The sequence below is a fragment of the Pseudoflavonifractor phocaeensis genome, from assembly GCF_016901735.1.
Classification (GTDB): Bacteria; Bacillota; Clostridia; order Oscillospirales; family Oscillospiraceae; genus Pseudoflavonifractor_A.
The window spans coordinates 1-18,294 of the sequence record NZ_JACLZC010000062.1 but is presented as its reverse complement, the minus strand read 5'-3'; the positions used below and the strand labels follow the sequence as shown (position 1 = coordinate 18,294).

12 protein-coding genes, 1 pseudogene and 1 riboswitch are annotated in these 18,294 nt (G+C 61.4%); of the genes and pseudogenes, 4 read left to right on the top strand and 9 right to left on the bottom strand.

Annotation, left to right across the window (positions count from 1 at the left end):
• Positions 1-667 (bottom strand): annotated as a pseudogene (locus H7U37_RS12040) (5-bromo-4-chloroindolyl phosphate hydrolysis family protein); the annotation flags it as partial.
• Positions 668-943: 276 nt separating this feature from the next.
• Between H7U37_RS12040 and H7U37_RS12035 the strand changes: the two are divergent.
• The 4 genes from H7U37_RS12035 (at position 944) to H7U37_RS12020 (ending at position 8,926) form a co-directional block, all read left to right on the top strand.
• Positions 944-2,878 (top strand): VanW family protein, encoded by a 1,935-nt coding sequence (locus tag H7U37_RS12035; RefSeq protein ID WP_204876010.1) that lies wholly within the window; start codon positions 944-946, stop codon positions 2,876-2,878.
• A gap of 5 nt (positions 2,879-2,883) precedes the next feature.
• A complete protein-coding gene (locus H7U37_RS12030; RefSeq protein WP_204876008.1) occupies positions 2,884-3,558 on the top strand; it encodes a DUF2461 domain-containing protein in 675 nt (224 codons plus the stop codon).
• 161 nt (positions 3,559-3,719) lie between these two features.
• The gene (locus H7U37_RS12025) at positions 3,720-3,896 is read left to right on the top strand and encodes a hypothetical protein (RefSeq protein ID WP_204876011.1); all 177 of its coding nucleotides are present in this window, start codon (positions 3,720-3,722) and stop codon (positions 3,894-3,896) included.
• A 14-nt stretch (positions 3,897-3,910) separates the two neighbouring features.
• A riboswitch (cyclic di-GMP riboswitch) is annotated at positions 3,911-4,001 on the top strand.
• A gap of 38 nt (positions 4,002-4,039) precedes the next feature.
• Positions 4,040-8,926 (top strand): vWA domain-containing protein, encoded by a 4,887-nt coding sequence (locus H7U37_RS12020; RefSeq protein WP_204876005.1) that lies wholly within the window; start codon positions 4,040-4,042, stop codon positions 8,924-8,926.
• An 81-nt stretch (positions 8,927-9,007) separates the two neighbouring features.
• On the opposite strand, the gene rpiB is transcribed toward H7U37_RS12020, so the two are convergent.
• The 8 genes from rpiB to H7U37_RS11980 all read right to left on the bottom strand — a co-directional run.
• A complete protein-coding gene (rpiB, locus tag H7U37_RS12015) occupies positions 9,008-9,445 on the bottom strand; it encodes a ribose 5-phosphate isomerase B (RefSeq protein WP_204876003.1) in 438 nt (145 codons plus the stop codon).
• Between the two features lie 47 nt (positions 9,446-9,492).
• Entirely contained in the window at positions 9,493-10,287 is a 795-nt protein-coding gene (locus H7U37_RS12010) for a histidinol-phosphatase HisJ family protein (RefSeq protein ID WP_204876001.1), read from the bottom strand.
• 28 nt (positions 10,288-10,315) lie between these two features.
• Entirely contained in the window at positions 10,316-12,301 is a 1,986-nt protein-coding gene (locus H7U37_RS16100; RefSeq protein ID WP_204875999.1) for a phospholipid carrier-dependent glycosyltransferase, read from the bottom strand.
• A 50-nt stretch (positions 12,302-12,351) separates the two neighbouring features.
• A complete protein-coding gene (gene dnaJ / locus H7U37_RS12000; RefSeq protein WP_204875998.1) occupies positions 12,352-13,515 on the bottom strand; it encodes a molecular chaperone DnaJ in 1,164 nt (387 codons plus the stop codon).
• Positions 13,516-13,644: 129 nt separating this feature from the next.
• The gene (gene dnaK / locus H7U37_RS11995) at positions 13,645-15,495 is read right to left on the bottom strand and encodes a molecular chaperone DnaK (RefSeq protein ID WP_204875997.1); all 1,851 of its coding nucleotides are present in this window, start codon (positions 15,493-15,495) and stop codon (positions 13,645-13,647) included.
• Positions 15,496-15,694: 199 nt separating this feature from the next.
• Positions 15,695-16,243, bottom strand: coding sequence for a nucleotide exchange factor GrpE (grpE, locus tag H7U37_RS11990; protein ID WP_204875991.1), 549 nt, complete (start codon positions 16,241-16,243; stop codon positions 15,695-15,697).
• Complete coding sequence (gene hrcA / locus H7U37_RS11985) at positions 16,240-17,307, bottom strand: heat-inducible transcriptional repressor HrcA (RefSeq protein ID WP_204875989.1); 1,068 nt, start codon at positions 17,305-17,307, stop codon at positions 16,240-16,242. The genes grpE and hrcA overlap by 4 nt, the downstream gene beginning before the upstream one ends.
• A 166-nt stretch (positions 17,308-17,473) precedes the next feature.
• A partial coding sequence (locus H7U37_RS11980; protein ID WP_204875987.1) for an LCP family protein occupies positions 17,474-18,294 on the bottom strand: 821 nt, incomplete at its 5' end.

The window sequence follows — 18,294 nt, the reverse complement described above, 5'->3', positions numbered from 1 at the left end:
GTTCCGGGGCGGGCGGGGCGTCGTGGATGCCCTCGCTGGAGAGGACCAGCCGGCCTTCGCCCAGATCCAGGTAGCCGGTGGGGAGAAGCCCGGTGTCCAGCATCTCCTGCAAATCGTCCCGCACGGTGCGCACGGGGATGGAGGTGGCCCGGGCCAGGGTGTCGATGGACAAAGAGGTTTGGCTGCCGATGAGGGGGAGATAGCGGCGGAAGCGGCGGCTCTTGTGTATCCGGGAGAGGCCCACGGCCAGCAGCACCAGACCCACGCCGCAGAAGCCGCCGGTAACGAAGAGTTCCTCTAAGTACCAGAAGAAGCTGCCGCCATACACGGCCGAGCCGATGGCTTCGGCCAGCGTACTCAGCACCGCCAGACCGAAGATGCCGGAGACGATCCCGCCGGCGATGGTTAGACCGCGACCGCGGATGGGGAAGGGCTTGGGCTTTGCGGCGGGCGGCGGAGGGGCGACGCCCTGGGTCCCGGGCTGCTGACGGTAGGCCTGCTGAGCACGGTTTCGCCTCTGCTGGACGGCGCTTTGCTGTCCCTTACCGGAGAGCTTGCGGAAGAGGAGGAAGAGACCGATGGGCCAGGCCAGAATCAGGGCGCCGATGATGATGAGCCAGGAAAAGATTTCCTGGGAATCGCTGTTTGGAGTTCTGCCGTTGGTCATGGGAGAAAAGCCTCCTATCTATTGTCATTGCCTGTTCTCTATTTTAGCACAGACCGGTTTAAGTTTCGATGGTCAAATTCTTTAATTTTCATAAAAATCGAGGGAGGCCGCGGGTGAGTTTGACGGAGAAAATTGGGTTGCTAAACCACCGGAAAAAAGCGGAGAAAATCCTGGCGATGTAACCGTTCTGTAATTGCAATTTAGAGAGGAAGAACATATAATGTAGCATGTGGTTTCCAATGCGGAAAGAGAGATTTTATCATCTGGAGCTGATACATGATGGAAAAAGAAACGAAGAAGGGCGCGCAGAAAACCGACATAAAAGCGCCCCCCCGTAAGAAAAAAAGACGTCCTGTGGGTCTGATCGTGGCGCTGGCCATCGTGGCGGCGCTGGTGGTGGGCTATGGCTGCCTGACCGCCTGGCTGGCGGTGGGGGATAAGATGCTGCCCAACACCACCGTGGGCGGCATTGAAGTGGGCGGACTGAACCGCTCCGACGCCCTGCAAAAAATCAACGACGAGGCGGCGGCCCGCTGCCAGGCGCTGTCCGTCACCTTTACCTGCGGCGGGACGGAATTCACCGTGCCGGGCAGCGAGCTGGAGATCGACGGGGCCTCGGCGGTGAGCGCCGCCTGGCAGGAGGGCCGCAGCGGCAACTTCCTCACCGGCGGCATCCGCTATCTGGCTGCCCTGACCGGGATTCAAAAGGTCACGGTGGATCTGCCGGTACAGTTTGCCCAGACGCCCCAGGCCATTCTGGAGGCGGAGAGCCACATCACCAACGGCATGGTGGAGACCAGCTACGTCGTCACCGAGGACAAGCTGGAGCTGATCCACGGCACCACCGGCCAGGCCATCGACGCCGACGCTCTGGAGGCCCAGATTTTGGAAGAGTTCCAGAGCCAGATGTCTGGCGCACAGCCCGGCGCGCCCATTGACGTGCCCATTACCACCGAAGCGCCGCCGGAGCCGGATTTTCAGGCCATCTATGACGCGGTCTACACCGAGCCGGTGGACGCCACCCTGGACAAGACCACAAAGGAGATCGTCCCCTCTGTCACCGGCGTGAGCTTTGACATTGAGGCGGCCAAGGCCGCCCTGGCGGACAGCGCGGAGGGAGAGGTGGTCTCCATCCCGCTGGAGCTGACCGAACCCAATGTGACCACCGCCAAGCTGGAGGCCAATCTCTTCTCCGACGTACTGGGCAAGGCCTCCACCAAGACCACCGGCGATTCCAACCGGATTCACAATGTACAGCTGGCCTGTGAGCGGGTCAACGGCACCATTCTGCTGCCCGGCGAGGTGTTCTCCTATAACGAGCTGTGCGGGCCCTATTCTCAGGCCGGCGGCTATCTGCAAGCCGGCGCCTATGTGGGTGGAGCCACCACGCCCACCTGGGCCGGCGGTGTGTGTCAGCTGTCCTCCACCATTTATTATACCACCCTCAAGGCCAACCTGGAGACGGTGGAGCGCACCAAGCACAAGTATGACGTGGGCTACCTGCCCTCCGGCATGGACGCCACCGTATACAGCAACAGTCTGGACTTCAAGTTCCGGAACGATACGGATTATCCCATTAAGATCGTGACGTCCCTCACCAAGAGCGGCGGCGTGCGCTACTGCAACGTCACCATCTACGGCACCAACACCACCGGCATTTACGGCGACCCCTATTCCGTGGTGGTGAGCACCACCCAGCCCAAGACCGTCTATGAGCCCAGCAGTTCGGTACCTCAGGGCTCCGCGCCCCAGAAGGATTCCACCCGCACCGCCTATACCGGCAAGGTGGTGGAGGTCCACCAGCGCCTGCGGGACGCCAACGGCAACATCATCAGCGACACCGTCATTCACACCGACCGTTTTGACGCTCGGGACGCCGTTTACCTCTACAATCCCGCCGACGCCGATCTGTGGGGCATTGATCCCGCCACCGGTCTGAAAACCAAGACGCCTACGGCCCCGTCCACCACGCCGTCTACCACGCCCAGCACGACGCCGTCTACGGCGCCCAGTGCGACGCCCAGCGCGACGCCGTCCGCCACGCCCAGCACCGCCCCCAGCGCGACGCCGTCTACCACGCCCAGCGCGACGCCCAGCACCGCGCCGTCTACGGCGCCCAGTACCGCGCCCTCCACCGCGCCGGAGAACAGCACGGCCCCGTCGGAGCCTGACGCGGAAGTGGTGCTTCCCCCTGAGGCGGAGGACGCGTAAAGAACATGTTTCAAGGCTTTTCTGACGAGACCATCGACTTTATGTGGGGCATCCGCTTTAACAATGAGCGCAGCTGGTTTGAAGCCAACAAGGAGACCTATCTCCGCGTCTTTTTCCGTCCCATGCAGGAGCTGGCCCGGGCGGTGTTCCAACGCTTTCACGAAGGGCATCCGGACCTGGACGTGATGTACAAGGTCTCCCGCATCTACCGGGATGCCCGGCGGCTCTATGGCCGCGGCCCCTACAAGGACCACCTGTGGTTTTCCATCCGCCGGCCGGATACCGTCATCTCAGACACACCGGTGCTGTGGTTTGAACTGGAGCCGGAGGGATGGTCCTACGGGATGGGGTATTATTCCGCCGCCCCGCTGACCATGGCCAAATTCCGGGCCCGGCTGGACCGGGACCCGGCGGGCTTTTTGGAGCTCATCCGGCCCCTGGGGGGACAGGAGACCTTCCGGCTGGAGGGCGAGGACTACCGACGCCCCAAGGGCAGCTGTCCGGCGGAGCTGGCGGAGTGGTACAACAAGCGCCGTCTGAGCCTGATGGCCGAGGAAAAGCACGGCGGGATACTGTATCGCCCGCAATTGGTGGACCATCTTGCTGAAGCGTTTGACTTTTTGCAGCCGTTTTATCACTATTTTGCGTCGTTGTCCGGCGACCCGGACCCCCGGACCTGAAGAAGGTCCCACGCCCGGCTGTCAGGGAGCGGAAGGACGCGCCTGAGCGGTATCCAATGTCTGTACAAGGTGAAGCGGAAATGTAACCGGAAATGTAACCGGCATGGAGTAAACTGTTTCTGTTAAAATAACCTCATTTCGAGGAGATAGGAGGAACACCTGTGCGGGAAAATTTTATGGTTCAGGTCATCAGTACACAGAACGAGACCTGGCAGGGTACCGTCACTTGGGCTGACGGAAAGCAAAAGAAAGCGTTCCGCAGCGCGTTGGAGCTGATTCGGCTCATTGACAGCACTTTAGAAGGGCGCACAGAAGAAGCGGAGGTGGAAGAGGGATAACGGCAAGGGGGAATTGTGAAACAGGGCAAACCGGCCGAAAGGCTGGGACGCAAAGCTTGGGAGGCTAAAGCGGGCGTGGTCCGCCAGGCCAGTCCGGCCGCCACGGATTCCATTCTCAAATCTTTGGAAGAAGGAGAGAATGAATGATGTTGGCAGAAAGACACTATGTGCTGAAACGACTGCTCTCGTCTTTCCTGGTACTGGCAATCCTGTTTGGACTGCTGCCCGCCAGCGCGCTGGCGGCCGGCGGGGATCGTCCGGCGGAAGTGGCGTATCAGGGAGAGCTGGTGACCTCCGGGGATGGATTGGTCACCGTACACAAAACCGCCCAACACACAGGGGGCAATGATTTCGACATCACACTGGAAGTGACCGCCAAGGATCAGGTCCAGGTCACGCCGGCCGATTCCGTCCATGTGGTTCTGGTCATCGACCGGTCCAACAGTATGGCGGGCAGCCGCATCAGCAGCGCCCGTGAGGCGGCGAAGGATTTCGTTGAGATCGTGCTTGGTCCCAACTCCGAAGCTGAGGACAACCAGATCGCGGTGGTCAGCTACAGCTACGGCTATGAGGACCGCATCGGTCTGAGCGACGACATCAGCCGCATCAGCCGCGCCATCGACCAGGTCCGAACCAGCGGCATGGAGTATGACGGCGGCACGAACATCCAAGCGGGTATCTATCGCGCCAGGCAGATCCTGGAAGCCGATCCCTCCAACGCAAAGAAGATCATCCTGGTGCTCACCGACGGTGAGCCCACATATAGCTGTCAGTCTCTGGGCACCGCCGACTGGACAGGCTGCACCACGGCCTATGGCAGACATTTCTGGCGTTTTGACGATGGCTGCGCGGAAAATGTCCAGTTCAAGGGATTCAATTATAAGGAAATCGCCGGTAACGGAAGCAGCTTTTACATGACCGGCGGTATGGCGCTCACGCTGACCTGTCCCCATGGGCTGACAGAGAATGTGAGATATACTTATTACGACAATCACGGCACGCCCACCATTCTGGAGGCCGGCTATGCCAAGGAGAGCGGTCAGGAGATCTACTCCATCTTCCTGGGCAACCGGAACAACACCCAGGCCACCGGCACCATGTCCGGCGTGGCCAGCGGCGACGACCATTTCATGAGCACCAACGACGTCAATGAACTGGCCGAGATCTACAAGGGCATTGCCAATACCATCGTCACCCCCACCAGTGTGGGCAGCGTCACCGACCCCATGGGAGCATTCATTCTTCTGGGCGACGTGTCCTCCCTGGCCGACCAGGGCGTAACGGCCACCCAGGACGGCCTGAGCTGGGACGTGTCCAAGGCCACACCCGTCTCCACCGGTGAGAACAGCAAGACCTATCGGATCACCTACCCCGTCACCCTGGATACCTCCGCACAAGGCTTTGTGGAGGACTATCCCTATCTGACCAACGGCATCACCACCTTTACCTACCGGGTAGAGGAGGAGCAGAGAAGCGTCAACTTTGACGTGCCCAAGGTAAAGGGCTATCTGCCCGAGGTGTCGTATACCATCAACTATTGGTATTGGGAGCGCGAGAACGGGGCGTACATCAAGGATAAAGTCACCACCGGCTCCGCCAAGCTGTGGTCCAAGATCCTGGTGGACCCGAGTGATTACAGCAGAGAAAACTATGCCTTCGCCGAGGGCCACAGCGGTGAGCAGACCCTGACCAAAGACGGGATGGTCTTTAACCTCTATTATAAGCCCATTCCCGCCACCGTGGTGGTGAAGCACTGGGTGTCCCAGGCGGACCAGACCGACAACGGACTGGTCTATCATGCGCCTGAGCTTCAGAACGTCAACACCTACGACCACTACTATCAGGGCGACCGGTTTACCAACACGGTTTTCCTGGATCCGGAGGTCTACGAGCAGGTGGAGGAGCTGACGGTGGGTGAGACCACCTACCAGACCGACGCCTACACCGACGTGAAGCTCTCCAACGGTCAGAACGTCATTAACATCTATTATGTCACCGACGGCGCGGAAATGCGGACCCCGGTGGACTATGAGATCCACTACTGGTACCGGGAGGACTCCTGGGTCATCAATGAGGACGGAAAGTTCCAGAAGGTGAAGGGCGAGTACGTGGAGGATACCGGTAAGCTGATCCAGGCCCAGAATTATCATGGCGTCACCGTCACCGCCCCCGACTATTCCGGCACGGACTACCGGCTGGATGAGGAAAAAACGCCCACCACCTCCATGGTGCTGGATAAGAACGGGGACAACCGGCTGGATATCTACTACTACAAGGACAGCAGCGAGGTGCCCGAGGCCGGAAAGGCCACCCTGACCATCCTCCACAAGTATTATGAACTGACCATCGACGGTCAGTACCCGGTGGAGGAGGACGACTGGACGGAGTATGAGGATCAGCCCGTGTTTGTGGGCGAGACCTGGTACGCCACTCCGGACCTGAAGGACGGCTATACCCTCCAGACCAGCGCCGAAAACCGGCAGGTGACCATTACCGAGGCGGACAAGCACTACGTTCTGGTAGTGGAGTACGTCAAGGACCTGCGGGTGCCGGCGGACATCGTGGTCAACCACTACTATACCACCTACACCTGGACCGTAGACCCCGATACCGGCGAAGGTTCCTATCAGGAGACCGGTACCGATGAGCTGCTGGGCATCCATGAATCCGGCGTCTGGTATGTGGGCCAGACCTATACCCCCAAGCAGATCCCCAACGGCTACACCTATGTCAGCGGCGGCGACGCCAAAGTACTGACCGAGGGTGAGAACGTCTTTGACCTCTACTATGAGACCTATGTGGGCAGCGAGGCCGACGAGGCCGACGTCACCGTCAACCACATCTATGAGACCTATACCAGCTATGTGGATGAAAACGGCAACGTGGTCCGGGACGAGGTGAGCAGCGAGAAGGTGTCCGATCCCACCCACTACGGCGTCAAGGGCGACGTGGTGACGGTTGCGCTCAAGGAAAAGGACCATTTCGAGTTCTACAAGGCCGATACCGACGACTTGAAGGTCACCCTGGTGGGGCAGGACGGCCAGTACAACGTGTACTATAGATGGGACAACAACCAGTTGGGCGAGCCCTGCGCCGTCAAGGTACAGCCCATCTATAAGACCTATACCACCAGAGTCAACAGCGCCGGAGAGATCGTCACCACCCTGACCAACACCGAATACGGCGATACGGTCTCTCTGGGCGACTTCTACGTGAATCAGAAGGTCTCCGTCCTGGCGTCCGACTACGGCAAGGCCGGTTTCACCTATGACCCCGAGGATAAGGACAACACCGAGGGCCTGAGCCTGATCGTGAGCGGCAGAAACGATGTCATCTACGTGGTGTACAGCAGGACCGAAAATGAACTGGGCCTGCCCTGCGTGGTACTGGTCAACAACGTCTATACCACCGTGACCAAGTACGTGGAGAACGGCGAAGTCAAGACCAGTGAGAGCACGGTCACCGGTTCCAACACCACCTATGGCGGCTACTATGTGGGCCAGTATTTCGAGACCACCGGCAAGGAGACCGCCCGTCCCGGCTATGTCCTGGACGAAAACGCCGTCCAGCCGGAAGCCAAGGTCAAGATCGAGGGAGACGAGACCCAGGTCACCTTCTATTGGATCTGCAACGTGGACCAGACCAGCCCGGCCACCGTTCAGGTGATCCATCATTACACCGTCAACGATGCCAACCCCTACGGGCAGAGCACCAGCTGGACGGTGGGTGAGAATGACGCGCCTCTGACGGGTTACTATGTGGGCCAGTATTTCCTGGCGGCCTGCGACTATCAGGGCGGCCAGTTTGCCCCCGAGAATGTGACGGAGGTCGTGCCCGAAGGGGCGACCACCGATCCCGGCGTCATTCTGGAAGCCGCTTCCAATGTGATCCATATTTATTACGAGAAGAACATTGACTCCAGAAAGCCCACCGGCGTAACGGTGAAGCACGAATACTACGTGGACGAGGCCGCCCTGGAGGCCGGTACCACCGAGGCGACCTACCAGGAGGAGATCAAGGCGGTGAATGACAGCCCGCTGATGGACGGCGACAGCTACACCGCGGTTCTCCGTCTGGAGAACGACGGAATGACCTATCTCTTCCGGAATGCCGAGCCTGAGGACTACGCCATCATCTCGCTGGTGCCCGACGGCGCCAACACCATCATCATCCGCTATGTCCGTGCGGTGGCGAAGTACACCGTGGTGCATGCCTACTACACCAATGACGCGCTCAGCGGCACGGTGGAGGCGGAGTATGAGGGCAAGGCCGGCGACGTCATCCAGGCGGAAGCCTTGGCCAAGGTTACCGAGTTTGATGGCGACACCTACGGCTATACCGGCGCGGAGCCGGAGAGCATCACCCTGGCGTCCGGCGGTGAGAACGTCATTACGCTGCGCTATGACCGCATCACCGGCGGCGAGGGACCGTCCGAGCGGCGGTACAGTCTGGTGGTCAAGTATCTGGAAGAAGATACCGAAGAGGAGCTGGCCGAGTCGTACAGCACCCGCCGCACCGCCGGCACCAGCTATGATGTGAGCGCCCGCACCGAGCGGGAGATCGAGGGCTATACCATGACCGATATCACCGGCGATCCGGTGAGCGGCACCATGAACGGCAACAAGGAGATCATCGTCTGGTACGTGGAGGACACGGACATCGACGACGATGATACCCCGCTGGACCCCAAGCCCCCTGTGGACCCGGACGATCCGGATGACGACCCGGACAAGAACCCGGAGACCGACCCGGATGACGACGTGGACATCGACGACGGCGAAACCCCGCTGAATCCCGCTCCCGGTGACGACGGCGCCAGCGGTTCCGGTGATCCGGACGGTTCCGGCACGCCCGATCTGGACATCGTGGACGATGACACGCCGCTGGGCGACCTGCCCAAGACCGGTATGGTAGCGGCGCCCGTCAATCCCACGGTCACCGCCGGCATCGTGGCCATGGCCATGTCCATGGCGGCCACCGGCATGTACTTCCTCTTCGGCCGCAAGAAGAAGGACGACGAGGACGAATAAGCGCCAAAACAAAGGGAACCCCCCGGCTGGTGACAGCCGGGGGGTTCGTTGTCTGCTGTGACAGAACAGAGCGGGAAGGGATTAGGCCTCGATGTCGGAGATGAGGTCTACCCGGCGCTGATGGCGTCCGCTTTCGAACTCCGTGGTGAGAAAGACCTCCACGATCCGGTCGGCCATGTTGGCGCCGATGAGACCGCCGCCCATAGCCAGCATATTGGCGTTGTTGTGGCGGCGGGTCATCTCGGCGGACAGAGGCTCGGAGCAGAGGGCGCAGCGGATGCCTTTGACCTTATTGGCCGAGATGGAGATGCCGATGCCGGTGGTGCACACCACGATGCCCCGCTCACAGCGTCCGTCGGCCACCGCCTCGGCGGCGGCACGGCCAAAGACCGGATAATCCACGCTGTCAGTGGAGTGGCAGCCGCAGTCCAGCACCTCGTAGCCGTGGGCCTCCAGCCAACCCTTCACATGCTCCTTGAGTGCAAAACCGCCGTGGTCACAGCCCAGAGAAACCTTCATAATGCAATACGCTCCTTAATTTTTTTCTTTGATATAACAAATCGGATTCACAGCTTGTGGAAAACCGGTTTGCGTTTGTCATACACCGCCACATAGCGGAAGCCGGTCTCCCGCAGCAGGTCGCAGGCCTGGGCGATGCCCTTGCCCACGCCCTCCACGGTGTGGGCGTCGGAGCCGGTGGTGACGATCTCGCCGCCCAGGGCACGGTAGCGGCGCAGGATGGGCCACCAGGCGCCGATGGTTTTCCCCCGGCAGGTGTTGATCTCAATGCCCCGGCCCGCCTCCACCACGGCCTTCAAAATGACGTCGATCACGTCCTTATAGCCCAGCAGGGAGACCCCGTCGGGCATATAGCGCAGCGGATAGATGATGTGTCCCATCACGTCATAGAGATCGGGCCGGGCGGCCAGGTGGGCCATGCAGGTGAAATAGTCGTCCAGCGTGGCGTAGCAGTCCTCCAGCTTCTCAAAATTGAGGTAAAAGAGGTCGATGCCCCCCTTTTCGGGGCTCATATTGTGGACCGAGCCGATGACGAAATCCAGCTCCGGCAGGGAGAGGAAGGACCGGGCCTCCTCCTGGAAGAACGCGCCCGCGCCCATCTCGATGCCCAGGCGGAGGGCCAGTCTGCCCTCGTAGCGGGGCGCGGTCTCATAAAATTGCTGTAAGGTGGGGCCCCAGTCCAGCGCAGGGGCCTTTTTGCCGTCCTCGGTGAAGAAGTCATAGTGGTCGGTGACGGTAAGGGCGGAGAGACCGGCGTCGATGGCCGCGTCCGCCAGAGCGGACAGGGGCACATGGCCGTCCATGGAGAGGATGGTGTGGGTATGGGTGTCGGAATAGTACATAAAAAACCCCCTTAGGTTGGATGAGAGGTCAGAAGGGCCAGGAGAGGAACCACTGGAGGCAGTTGGTGGTATACCAGCGGGGGACGGAGAGACCGATGAGCACCGGGTAGAAGGCGGCGTACAGCAAAACCGCCGCGCCGGTGGTGACGCAGAGGGCGGTCCTGCCCTGCTCCGGCTCCAGCTCGATCCATTCGTCAAAGATGTAGCACAGGGCGAACACCAGGAAGAGGATGGAGGGGAAGTAGTGATAGGCGAAGGTGGTGCGGAAGATGAAGAACCAGGGGGCCAGCTGGGAGAAGTAGGCGATAACGATGAACAGCCCCCTGCCGCAGCGCTTCTGGACCATGCGCACCGCCGTGGACAGGAGGGCCAGCAGACCACCCCAGCAGACCACCGGGTTGGAGAAGGCGGCGAAGGCGGACTTCATGTTGTTCTCCTGATAATCCAGGTAGTAGAGAATGGGCCGTCCGTCCACGATCCACTGATACCAGCGGGACTCATAGGGGTGGGTGTCATGGACGCCCTGGTGGTAGGTGAGCATATAGACCTGGTTGTCCCAGGTGATGTTCAGAAGGTTGGCAAGGCTCATATCCCCGCTGGCGTAGGCGTAAGGGAGATAGGAGAGCACATAGATGACCGCCGGGAGGAGCACAAAGCACAGCACCGAAAAAGACAGCGTTTTGACCAGCCACGGCCCCAGCGGCACAAGAACGGCCGGTTCGTCCTTCTGGCTCCGGGGCCAATCCCGGAGCTTGAACCATAGGCCGATGAAGTAGAGGAGGGCCAGTCCCACGCCGCCGTAGATGACCGTCCACTTGGAGGCCGCGCCGATGCCCCAGAAAAGCCCCGACAAAAAGAGCCAGGGGGCGCCTTCCTTAAAGGTGGTACCGGCGGGGAGGGTCAGGTAGCGGTACATAAAATAGTACATCAGCAGGATGAAAAAGACGCCGTAGGTATCGATGGTGGCGATGCGGGTCTGGGTCAGGTGCATGAAGTCAAAGGCAAAGAGGGCCGTGCCGCAGAAGGCCACAATGCTCTTTCCAAAGAGATTTTTAAGGAATACGTAGAGCACCGGCAGCATGAGCACGCCGAACAAAGTTCCCATGAACCGCCAGCCGAAGGGGGTCATGCCGAAGAGTTGGATGCCCAGGCCCAGGATGAGCTTGCCCAGGGGAGGATGGGAGATCTCGTAGGGGTAAATGCCGCGGATATGCTCGTAGGCGGTGCGGGCGTGATAAATTTCGTCGAAATAGGTGGAGTTGTACCAGGAAATATCCTCCGGCACGGCGGAGAACTCGTCGAAGAGGGGGCTCTCGTCCTGGGAGAGGGCGGCGGCGTCGACGGCCTGCCCGTTCTCGTCAAAGAGGACCAGCTCGCCCAGCTCCAGGGGTCCCCGGTCCACCCGGGCGGTGAGGCGGAGATAGCGGACCTCCAGGTCGTTGACCGGGTCCACCTCCAGCCACTTGAAGAGGTCGTCGTAATTCTGCTCCAGGTGGTAGCCGGGGGCGTAATCCGCGGCGTCGGCCCAATAGTATTCGGTGGAGGTGCCGTCCTCGGCGGTGCGGGTCCAGAGGGTGGACCAGTGTTCACCGTCCGACGAGATCTCCAGATTATATCCGCCGGTGCCCAGGCCGGGGTAGTACCAGAGCTTGGAGACCAGCACCGGCTCGGTGAGGGAGACGGTGACCGACGTTCCGGTTTCGGCGCAGGAGAGGAAGGAGGTGGGGGCGGTGGTGGAGCCCAGCCGGAAGAAGGCAGTGGCGGCGTAAACGGCGGTGACCAGCACCAGCAGGACCCAGTCCAGCCGCACCATAGGGTGGCAGCGCCCGGCAAAGGAGAATTTCGGCTTGGGCGGGAGGCGGACGCCGGTGCCGCCCTGGAGGAGGATGTGGGGCAGCAGCCCTCTGCTGTTGCGCACCAGGGACCAATACCAGCCGAAGAGGCAGAAAAGGGCGGTGAGCAGGACGAGGGCAAACAAAATAGTGGGGGTGAGATAGCGCAGGATGTCAGGCATAAGAGACCTCCGGGCAAAAAAATAAGGACGGTCAAGGGACCGTCCCTATTTTATTTCTTTTTCTTCATTCTGTCAATGAAACCCTTAAAGCCGTCCTCCTCCTCGGGAGGGACCTCGCCCATGGCGCGGCCATAGGCCCGGAGGGCTTCCTTCTGCTCGTGGTTCAGGTTGCGGGGGACCTGTACGTCCACAGTGACGAACTGATCGCCACGGCCCCGTCCGCCCACATTGGGGATACCCTTCTCCCGCAGGCGGAAGGTGGTGCCGGGCTGGGTGCCGGCGGGCAGGTTCCACTTGACCTTGCCGTCGATGGTGGGGATCTCCAGCTCGGCGCCCAGGGTGGCCTGGAGGAAGGTGACCGGCTGCTCCAGATAGACGGCGTTGCCGTCCCGCTTGAACTGGGGATGGGGGCGCACCCGGATGGAGATGATGAGGTCGCCGCTGGGTCCGCCGTTTTTGCCGGCGCCGCCCTGTCCCCGGAGGGAGATGGCCTGGCCGTCGTCGATACCGGCGGGGATTTTCACGGTGATCTTGCGGTTTTTCCGCACCGCGCCCGCGCCGTTGCAGGTTTTGCAGGGGGTGTGGATGAGTTTGCCCGTACCGCCGCACTTGGGGCACTGGGCGGTAGTGGAGAAGGAGAAGCCGCCGCCCCCCCGCTGGATGCGGATGACGCCGCTGCCGTGGCAGTCGGGGCAGGTGTCCGCGGTGGTGCCCGGCGCGCAGCCGCTGCCCTTGCAGACCTCACAGTTTTCGCTGCGGGTGACGGTGACCTCCTTTTCGCAGCCGAAGGCGGCCTCCTCGAAGGAGATGGTCACGCTGGTGCGGAGGTTGTCGCCCTTGACGGGGCCGTTGCGCCGCCGTCCGCCGCCGCCTCCGCCAAAGCCGCCGCCGAAGAAGGAGCCGAAAATGTCGCCCAAATCAATGTCGCCCATATCGGTAAAGCCGCCGAAGCCGCCGCCGTAGCCGCCCGCGCCGAAGTTGGGGTCCACGCCGGCGTGGCCGAACTGGTCGTATTTGGCCCGTTTCTCCTTGTCGGAGAGGATCTCGTAGGCCTCGTTGACCTCCTTGAACTTGGCCTCGGCGGTCTTGTCGCCCGGGTTCAGGTCGGGGTGGTACTGTTTGGCCAGCTTCCGGTAGGCCTTTTTGATCTCGTCGTCCGAGGCGCTTTTGGACACGCCCAGGACCTCATAAAAATCTCGTTTTTGTTCAGGCATATGAATCACCTCTGTTTTGCGCGGAAGCGGAAAAGGGAGCTTCCGCCCACAGGATCGAAAGAAAGAAGAACACAACGGCGCGCAGGCAGGGCAGAGCCCCGCCCGCGCGGACCATTTGCGTGTGAAAAATTACTTGTCGTCGTCCATCACGGTGTAGTCGGCGTCCACCACGTTGGGGTCGCTGTCGGAAGCGCCGCCGGCGGCCTGACCGCCCATGTCGGGGCCGGGCTGCGCGCCGCCCTGGGCGCCGGCCTGCTGGTAGAGCTTCTCGCTGATGGGGTAGAAGGCCTTGGACAGCTCCTCGCTGGCGGTCTTGATGGCGGCCACGTCGGTGCCCTTGAGGGCGTCCTTCACCTTGCTGAGGGCGGCGTCCAGGGTGGCCTTGTCGCCCGCGTCGATCTTGTCCTTCAGGTCCTCCATGACCTTCTCGGTCTGATAGACCATCTGGTCGGCGTTGTTGCGCACGTCCACCTCTTCCTTGCGCTTGGCGTCCTCGGCGGCGAACTGCTCGGCCTCGCGGACGGCCTTGTCAATGTCCTCCTTGGACATATTGGTGGAGGAGGTGATGGTGATATGCTGCTCCTTGCCGGTGCCCAGGTCCTTGGCGGAGACGTTGACGATGCCGTTGGCGTCGATGTCGAAGGTGACCTCGATCTGAGGCACGCCGCGGCGGGCGGGGGCGATGCCGTCCAGGTTGAAGCGGCCCAGGGTCTTGTTGTACTGGGCCATTTCCCGCTCGCCCTGGAGGACGTGGACCTCAACGGAGGTCTGGTTGTCGGCGGCGGTGGTGAAGATCTGGCTCTTCTTGGCGGGGATGGTGGTGTTGCGCTCGATGAGCTTGGTCATCACGCCGCCCATGGTCTCGATGCCCAGGGACAGGGGGGTGACGTCCAGCAGCAGCAGGCCCTTCACGTCGCCCACCAGCACGCCGCCCTGGAGCGCGGCACCCATGGCCACGCACTCGTCGGGGTTGATGCCCTTAAAGCCCTCCTTGCCGGTGAGTTTCTTGACCATGTCCTGCACGGCGGGGATACGGCTGGAGCCGCCCACCATCAGCACCTTGGAGATGTCGCTGCCGGAGAGGCCGGCGTCGCTCATGGCCTGACGGACGGGGCCGGCGGTGGCCTCCACCAGATGGGCGGTGAGCTGATCGAACTTGGCGCGGGTGAGGGTCAGATCCAGGTGCTTGGGGCCGGTGGCGTCGGCGGTGATATAGGGCAGGTTGATGCTGGTGGAGGTGACGCCGGACAGCTCGATCTTGGCCTTTTCGGCGGCCTCCTTCAGGCGCTGCATGGCCACCTTGTCGCCGGTCAGGTCGATGCCGTTCTCACGCTTGAACTCGGCGGCCATCCAGTCCATGATGCACTTGTCGAAGTCGTCGCCGCCCAGGCGGTTGTTGCCGGCGGTGGCCAGCACCTCGATGACGCCGTCGTCGATGTCCAGGATGGACACGTCGAAGGTGCCGCCGCCCAGGTCATAGACCATGACCTTCTGAGCGGTCTCCTTGTCCACGCCGTAGGCCAGCGCGGCGGCGGTGGGTTCGTTGATGATACGCTTGACCTCCAGGCCGGCGATCTTGCCGGCGTCCTTGGTAGCCTGGCGCTGGGCGTCGGTGAAGTAAGCGGGGACGGTGATGACCGCCTCGGTGACAGTCTGGCCCAGGTAAGCCTCGGCGTCGGCCTTCAGCTTCTGCAGGATCATGGCGGAGATCTCCTGGGGGGTGTACTTCTTGCCGTCGATGTCCACCTTGTAGTTGGAGCCCATCTCACGCTTGATGGAGATGACGGTGCGGTCGGGGTTGGTGATGGCCTGGCGCTTGGCCACCTGGCCCACCATACGCTCGCCGTCCTTGGAGAAGGCCACGACGGAAGGGGTGGTGCGGTTGCCTTCGGCGTTGGGGATGACGACGGCCTCGCCGCCCTCCATCACGGAAACACAAGAGTTGGTCGTACCGAGGTCAATACCGATGATCTTAGACATAATCAATTCCTCCAAATATATTGTAAATTGTTTTTAACAAGGGAATGGCGGGCGCACGATGTGCGCTCTGCTGTCACGCTTCTCACGCCTCACGGCCGGGTCGCCTTTCCTGCGTCTCGGGCTGGTCTACGGGGCACGTTGTGCCCCTTCGCTCGCCCTCGCTCCGGTACAGGCGCCCCTGTTCGGCGGCTCAGCGCTTCTAATTGGCCACCTTGACCATGGCAAAGCGGATGACCTTCTCGCCGCTGCGGAAACCGGCCTGAAAGACCTCCACAATGGTGTTTTCCCCGGCGTTTTCGTCCTCCACGTGCATCACGGCGTTGTGGAGGTTGGGGTCGAAGGTCTCGCCCAGGGCGGGGATCTCCTCCACGCCCAGCTTTTTGAGGACTTCCTTGAGCTGGGTCATGGTCATCTCCACGCCCTTTTTGTAAGCCTCGTCGGCGGTCTCCTGCTTGAGGGCCCGCTCCAGGTTGTCGTATACCGGCAGGAAGGCGATGACGGCGTCAGACTTGGCGCCGGTGTAGGCGTCAGACTTTTCCTTCTGGCTGCGGCGGCGGTAGTTGTCATACTCGGCGGCAAGCCGGAGGTATTGGTCCTCTTTCTGGGCCAAACTGTCCTTTAGGGCCTCCAGCTCGGTCAGCAGGGGATCGGCAGTTTCGGTCTCCTGGGTCTCGCCGGCGGGAGAAGGGGTTTCCTCCACGGTCTCCTGCTGGGCCTGGGGAGCGGTGTCAGTTTCATGTGTACTCAATGGGATACCTCCTCATGCTGCTCATCGTTGGGTTCTGGGAGCTGTCCGTGGCCGAAGAGCCGGGTCAGTCCCTGGGCCAGGTAGGAAAGGCGGGCGGTGATCTTGGCGTAATCCATCCGGGTGGGACCCACCACGCCAATGATGCCCCGCATACCGCCGCCGATGTCGTAGCTGGCCACCACGACACTGCTGTCTTTTAAGGCATCGACCACGTTTTCCGGGCCGATGAGGATTCTCATAGGGTCTCCTGTGGGAACGGGGAATTCGTTGGCGTCCTGATCCTCGGAGAGGTAGCTCATCAGCGGCTGGGCCCGCTCTAGGTCCCGATATTCGGGCAGCTCCAGGAGGTGGGCCAGGCCAGCGGTATGGACCCGCCGGTGCTCCAGGCTCTCCAGCACCTCAATGGCAAAGGACACCACCAGGCTGATGAGCCCGTAGGCATCGCCGGCGGCGTGCTGGGCCACCCGCATGAGCTCCGGGGTGATCTCCCCCAGGGTCAGGCCGGTAAAGGTGGTGTTGAGCAGGGTGTTGAGCATCTGGAGCTGGGCCTCAGTGAGATCGGTGGGGAGCTGCACCAGCTTATTGCGCACCACATTGGTGTCTGTCATCACCACGATGATAAAGGCGTTGCGTTCCACCATCAGAAGGTCGAACCGGCGGATGGTCACCCGGTCAAAGCCGGAGGAGAGGGCGAAGGCGGGGTAGTTGGTGAGCTGTGCCACAACCCGTCCGGCCTCGGAGACCACCCGGTCCAGCTCCTGCATCTTCAGGCGCAGGGCACGGTTGATCCGCTCCGTCTCCTGTAAGGAGAGCTTGTGGGCCTCCATCAGCTCGTTGACGTACAGCCGGTAGCCCTTGGGGGAGGGGATGCGTCCGGCGGAGGTATGGGGCTTTTCCAGCAAGCCCAATCCCTCCAGATCGGCCATTTCATTGCGGATGGTGGCCGAGGAGACCCGGCGCCCCAGCGCCTCGGCAATGGCTTTGGAGCCCACCGGCTCCGCCGACTGGATGTAGCTTTCGATGATGGCACGGAGAATGGCCTTTTTGCGTTCACTTAAATCCATGCACATCACTTCCTTCTCTGGTTTAGCACTCGCTATTCCTGAGTGCTAAAGATAATGTACCACCACCTCCTCAAAATGTCAATAGGTTGGATGTAAATTAAATATGAACGAAAAAAAGAAAAAAGGCCCCGCTCTTTTTTTACAGAGCGGGGCGGAGACTGCTAATTCACGGGACCTGGACCACGTCCAGCAGTCCGGCAGTCATGGGTCCGTCGTAGGGGTTGAGGAGCTCGTTGACGATGCGCAGGGTCTCGTCGGGGTCCAGCTCATAGAGCCAGGTATAGCCCCGATAGGAGGCGGTGCCGTCGCCGGGGAGGGTGGCGGAGGAGAGGTCGGTCTCCGGGTCCATGCCCGCGGCGCTCTGGGCCAGCCACAGGCAGTCGGAGAGGGACAGGTCGGTTTTGACATACGTGTGGAAGAGCTCCACGTATTCCAGCAGCTTCTGGGGGTTGGCCAGCACCTTTTGGGCAATGAGGGAGAGCACCGCCTGCTGGGTCTGGGTGCGCTCCACGTCGGAGTAGGCCACCTGCCGGTCCCAGGTATTGTTGTGGCGGAAGCGGCAGACCTCCATGGCGGCCTGGCCGTCCAGGTGGGTCATACCGGCGGAGAAGTGGATGTGCAGATCCTGGATGGGGTCGTCGTAGGACATATAGACCGGGATGTCGAAGTCGATTCCCCCCACACAGTCCACCAGCTGGACAAAGCCGGACACATCGATGGTGATATAGTAATCAATGGGAATGCCCAGCATCCGGGAGACAGTATCCCGCAGAGATTCCACGCCGTTTTGGTAGGTGGAATTGATGCGGTAGGGCCGTTCCGGGATAAAGGTATCCCGTGGGATGGAGACCAGCCCCACGGTCTGGGCGTCGGCGTCGTATCGGGCCACCATGATGGTGTCCGAGTTGCCGCTCACCTGGTCGCTGGCGGCCAGCAGGAAGGTCCACACGTTTTCCCGCCGGGAGAGGGTGGGCTCCGGCTCAGGGG

Excerpts from the sequence above, each read along its gene's own strand:
- H7U37_RS12035 (WP_204876010.1), top strand. The coding sequence starts at position 944 with ATGATGGAAAAAGAAACGAAGAAGGGCGCGCAGAAAACCGACATAAAA.
- H7U37_RS12030 (WP_204876008.1), top strand. The coding sequence starts at position 2,884 with ATGTTTCAAGGCTTTTCTGACGAGACCATCGACTTTATGTGGGGCATC.
- H7U37_RS12020 (WP_204876005.1), top strand. The coding sequence starts at position 4,040 with ATGATGTTGGCAGAAAGACACTATGTGCTGAAACGACTGCTCTCGTCT.
- rpiB (WP_204876003.1), bottom strand. The coding sequence starts at position 9,445 with ATGAAGGTTTCTCTGGGCTGTGACCACGGCGGTTTTGCACTCAAGGAG.
- H7U37_RS12010 (WP_204876001.1), bottom strand. The coding sequence starts at position 10,287 with ATGTACTATTCCGACACCCATACCCACACCATCCTCTCCATGGACGGC.
- H7U37_RS16100 (WP_204875999.1), bottom strand. The coding sequence starts at position 12,301 with ATGCCTGACATCCTGCGCTATCTCACCCCCACTATTTTGTTTGCCCTC.
- dnaJ (WP_204875998.1), bottom strand. The coding sequence starts at position 13,515 with ATGCCTGAACAAAAACGAGATTTTTATGAGGTCCTGGGCGTGTCCAAA.
- dnaK (WP_204875997.1), bottom strand. The coding sequence starts at position 15,495 with ATGTCTAAGATCATCGGTATTGACCTCGGTACGACCAACTCTTGTGTT.
- hrcA (WP_204875989.1), bottom strand. The coding sequence starts at position 17,307 with ATGGATTTAAGTGAACGCAAAAAGGCCATTCTCCGTGCCATCATCGAA.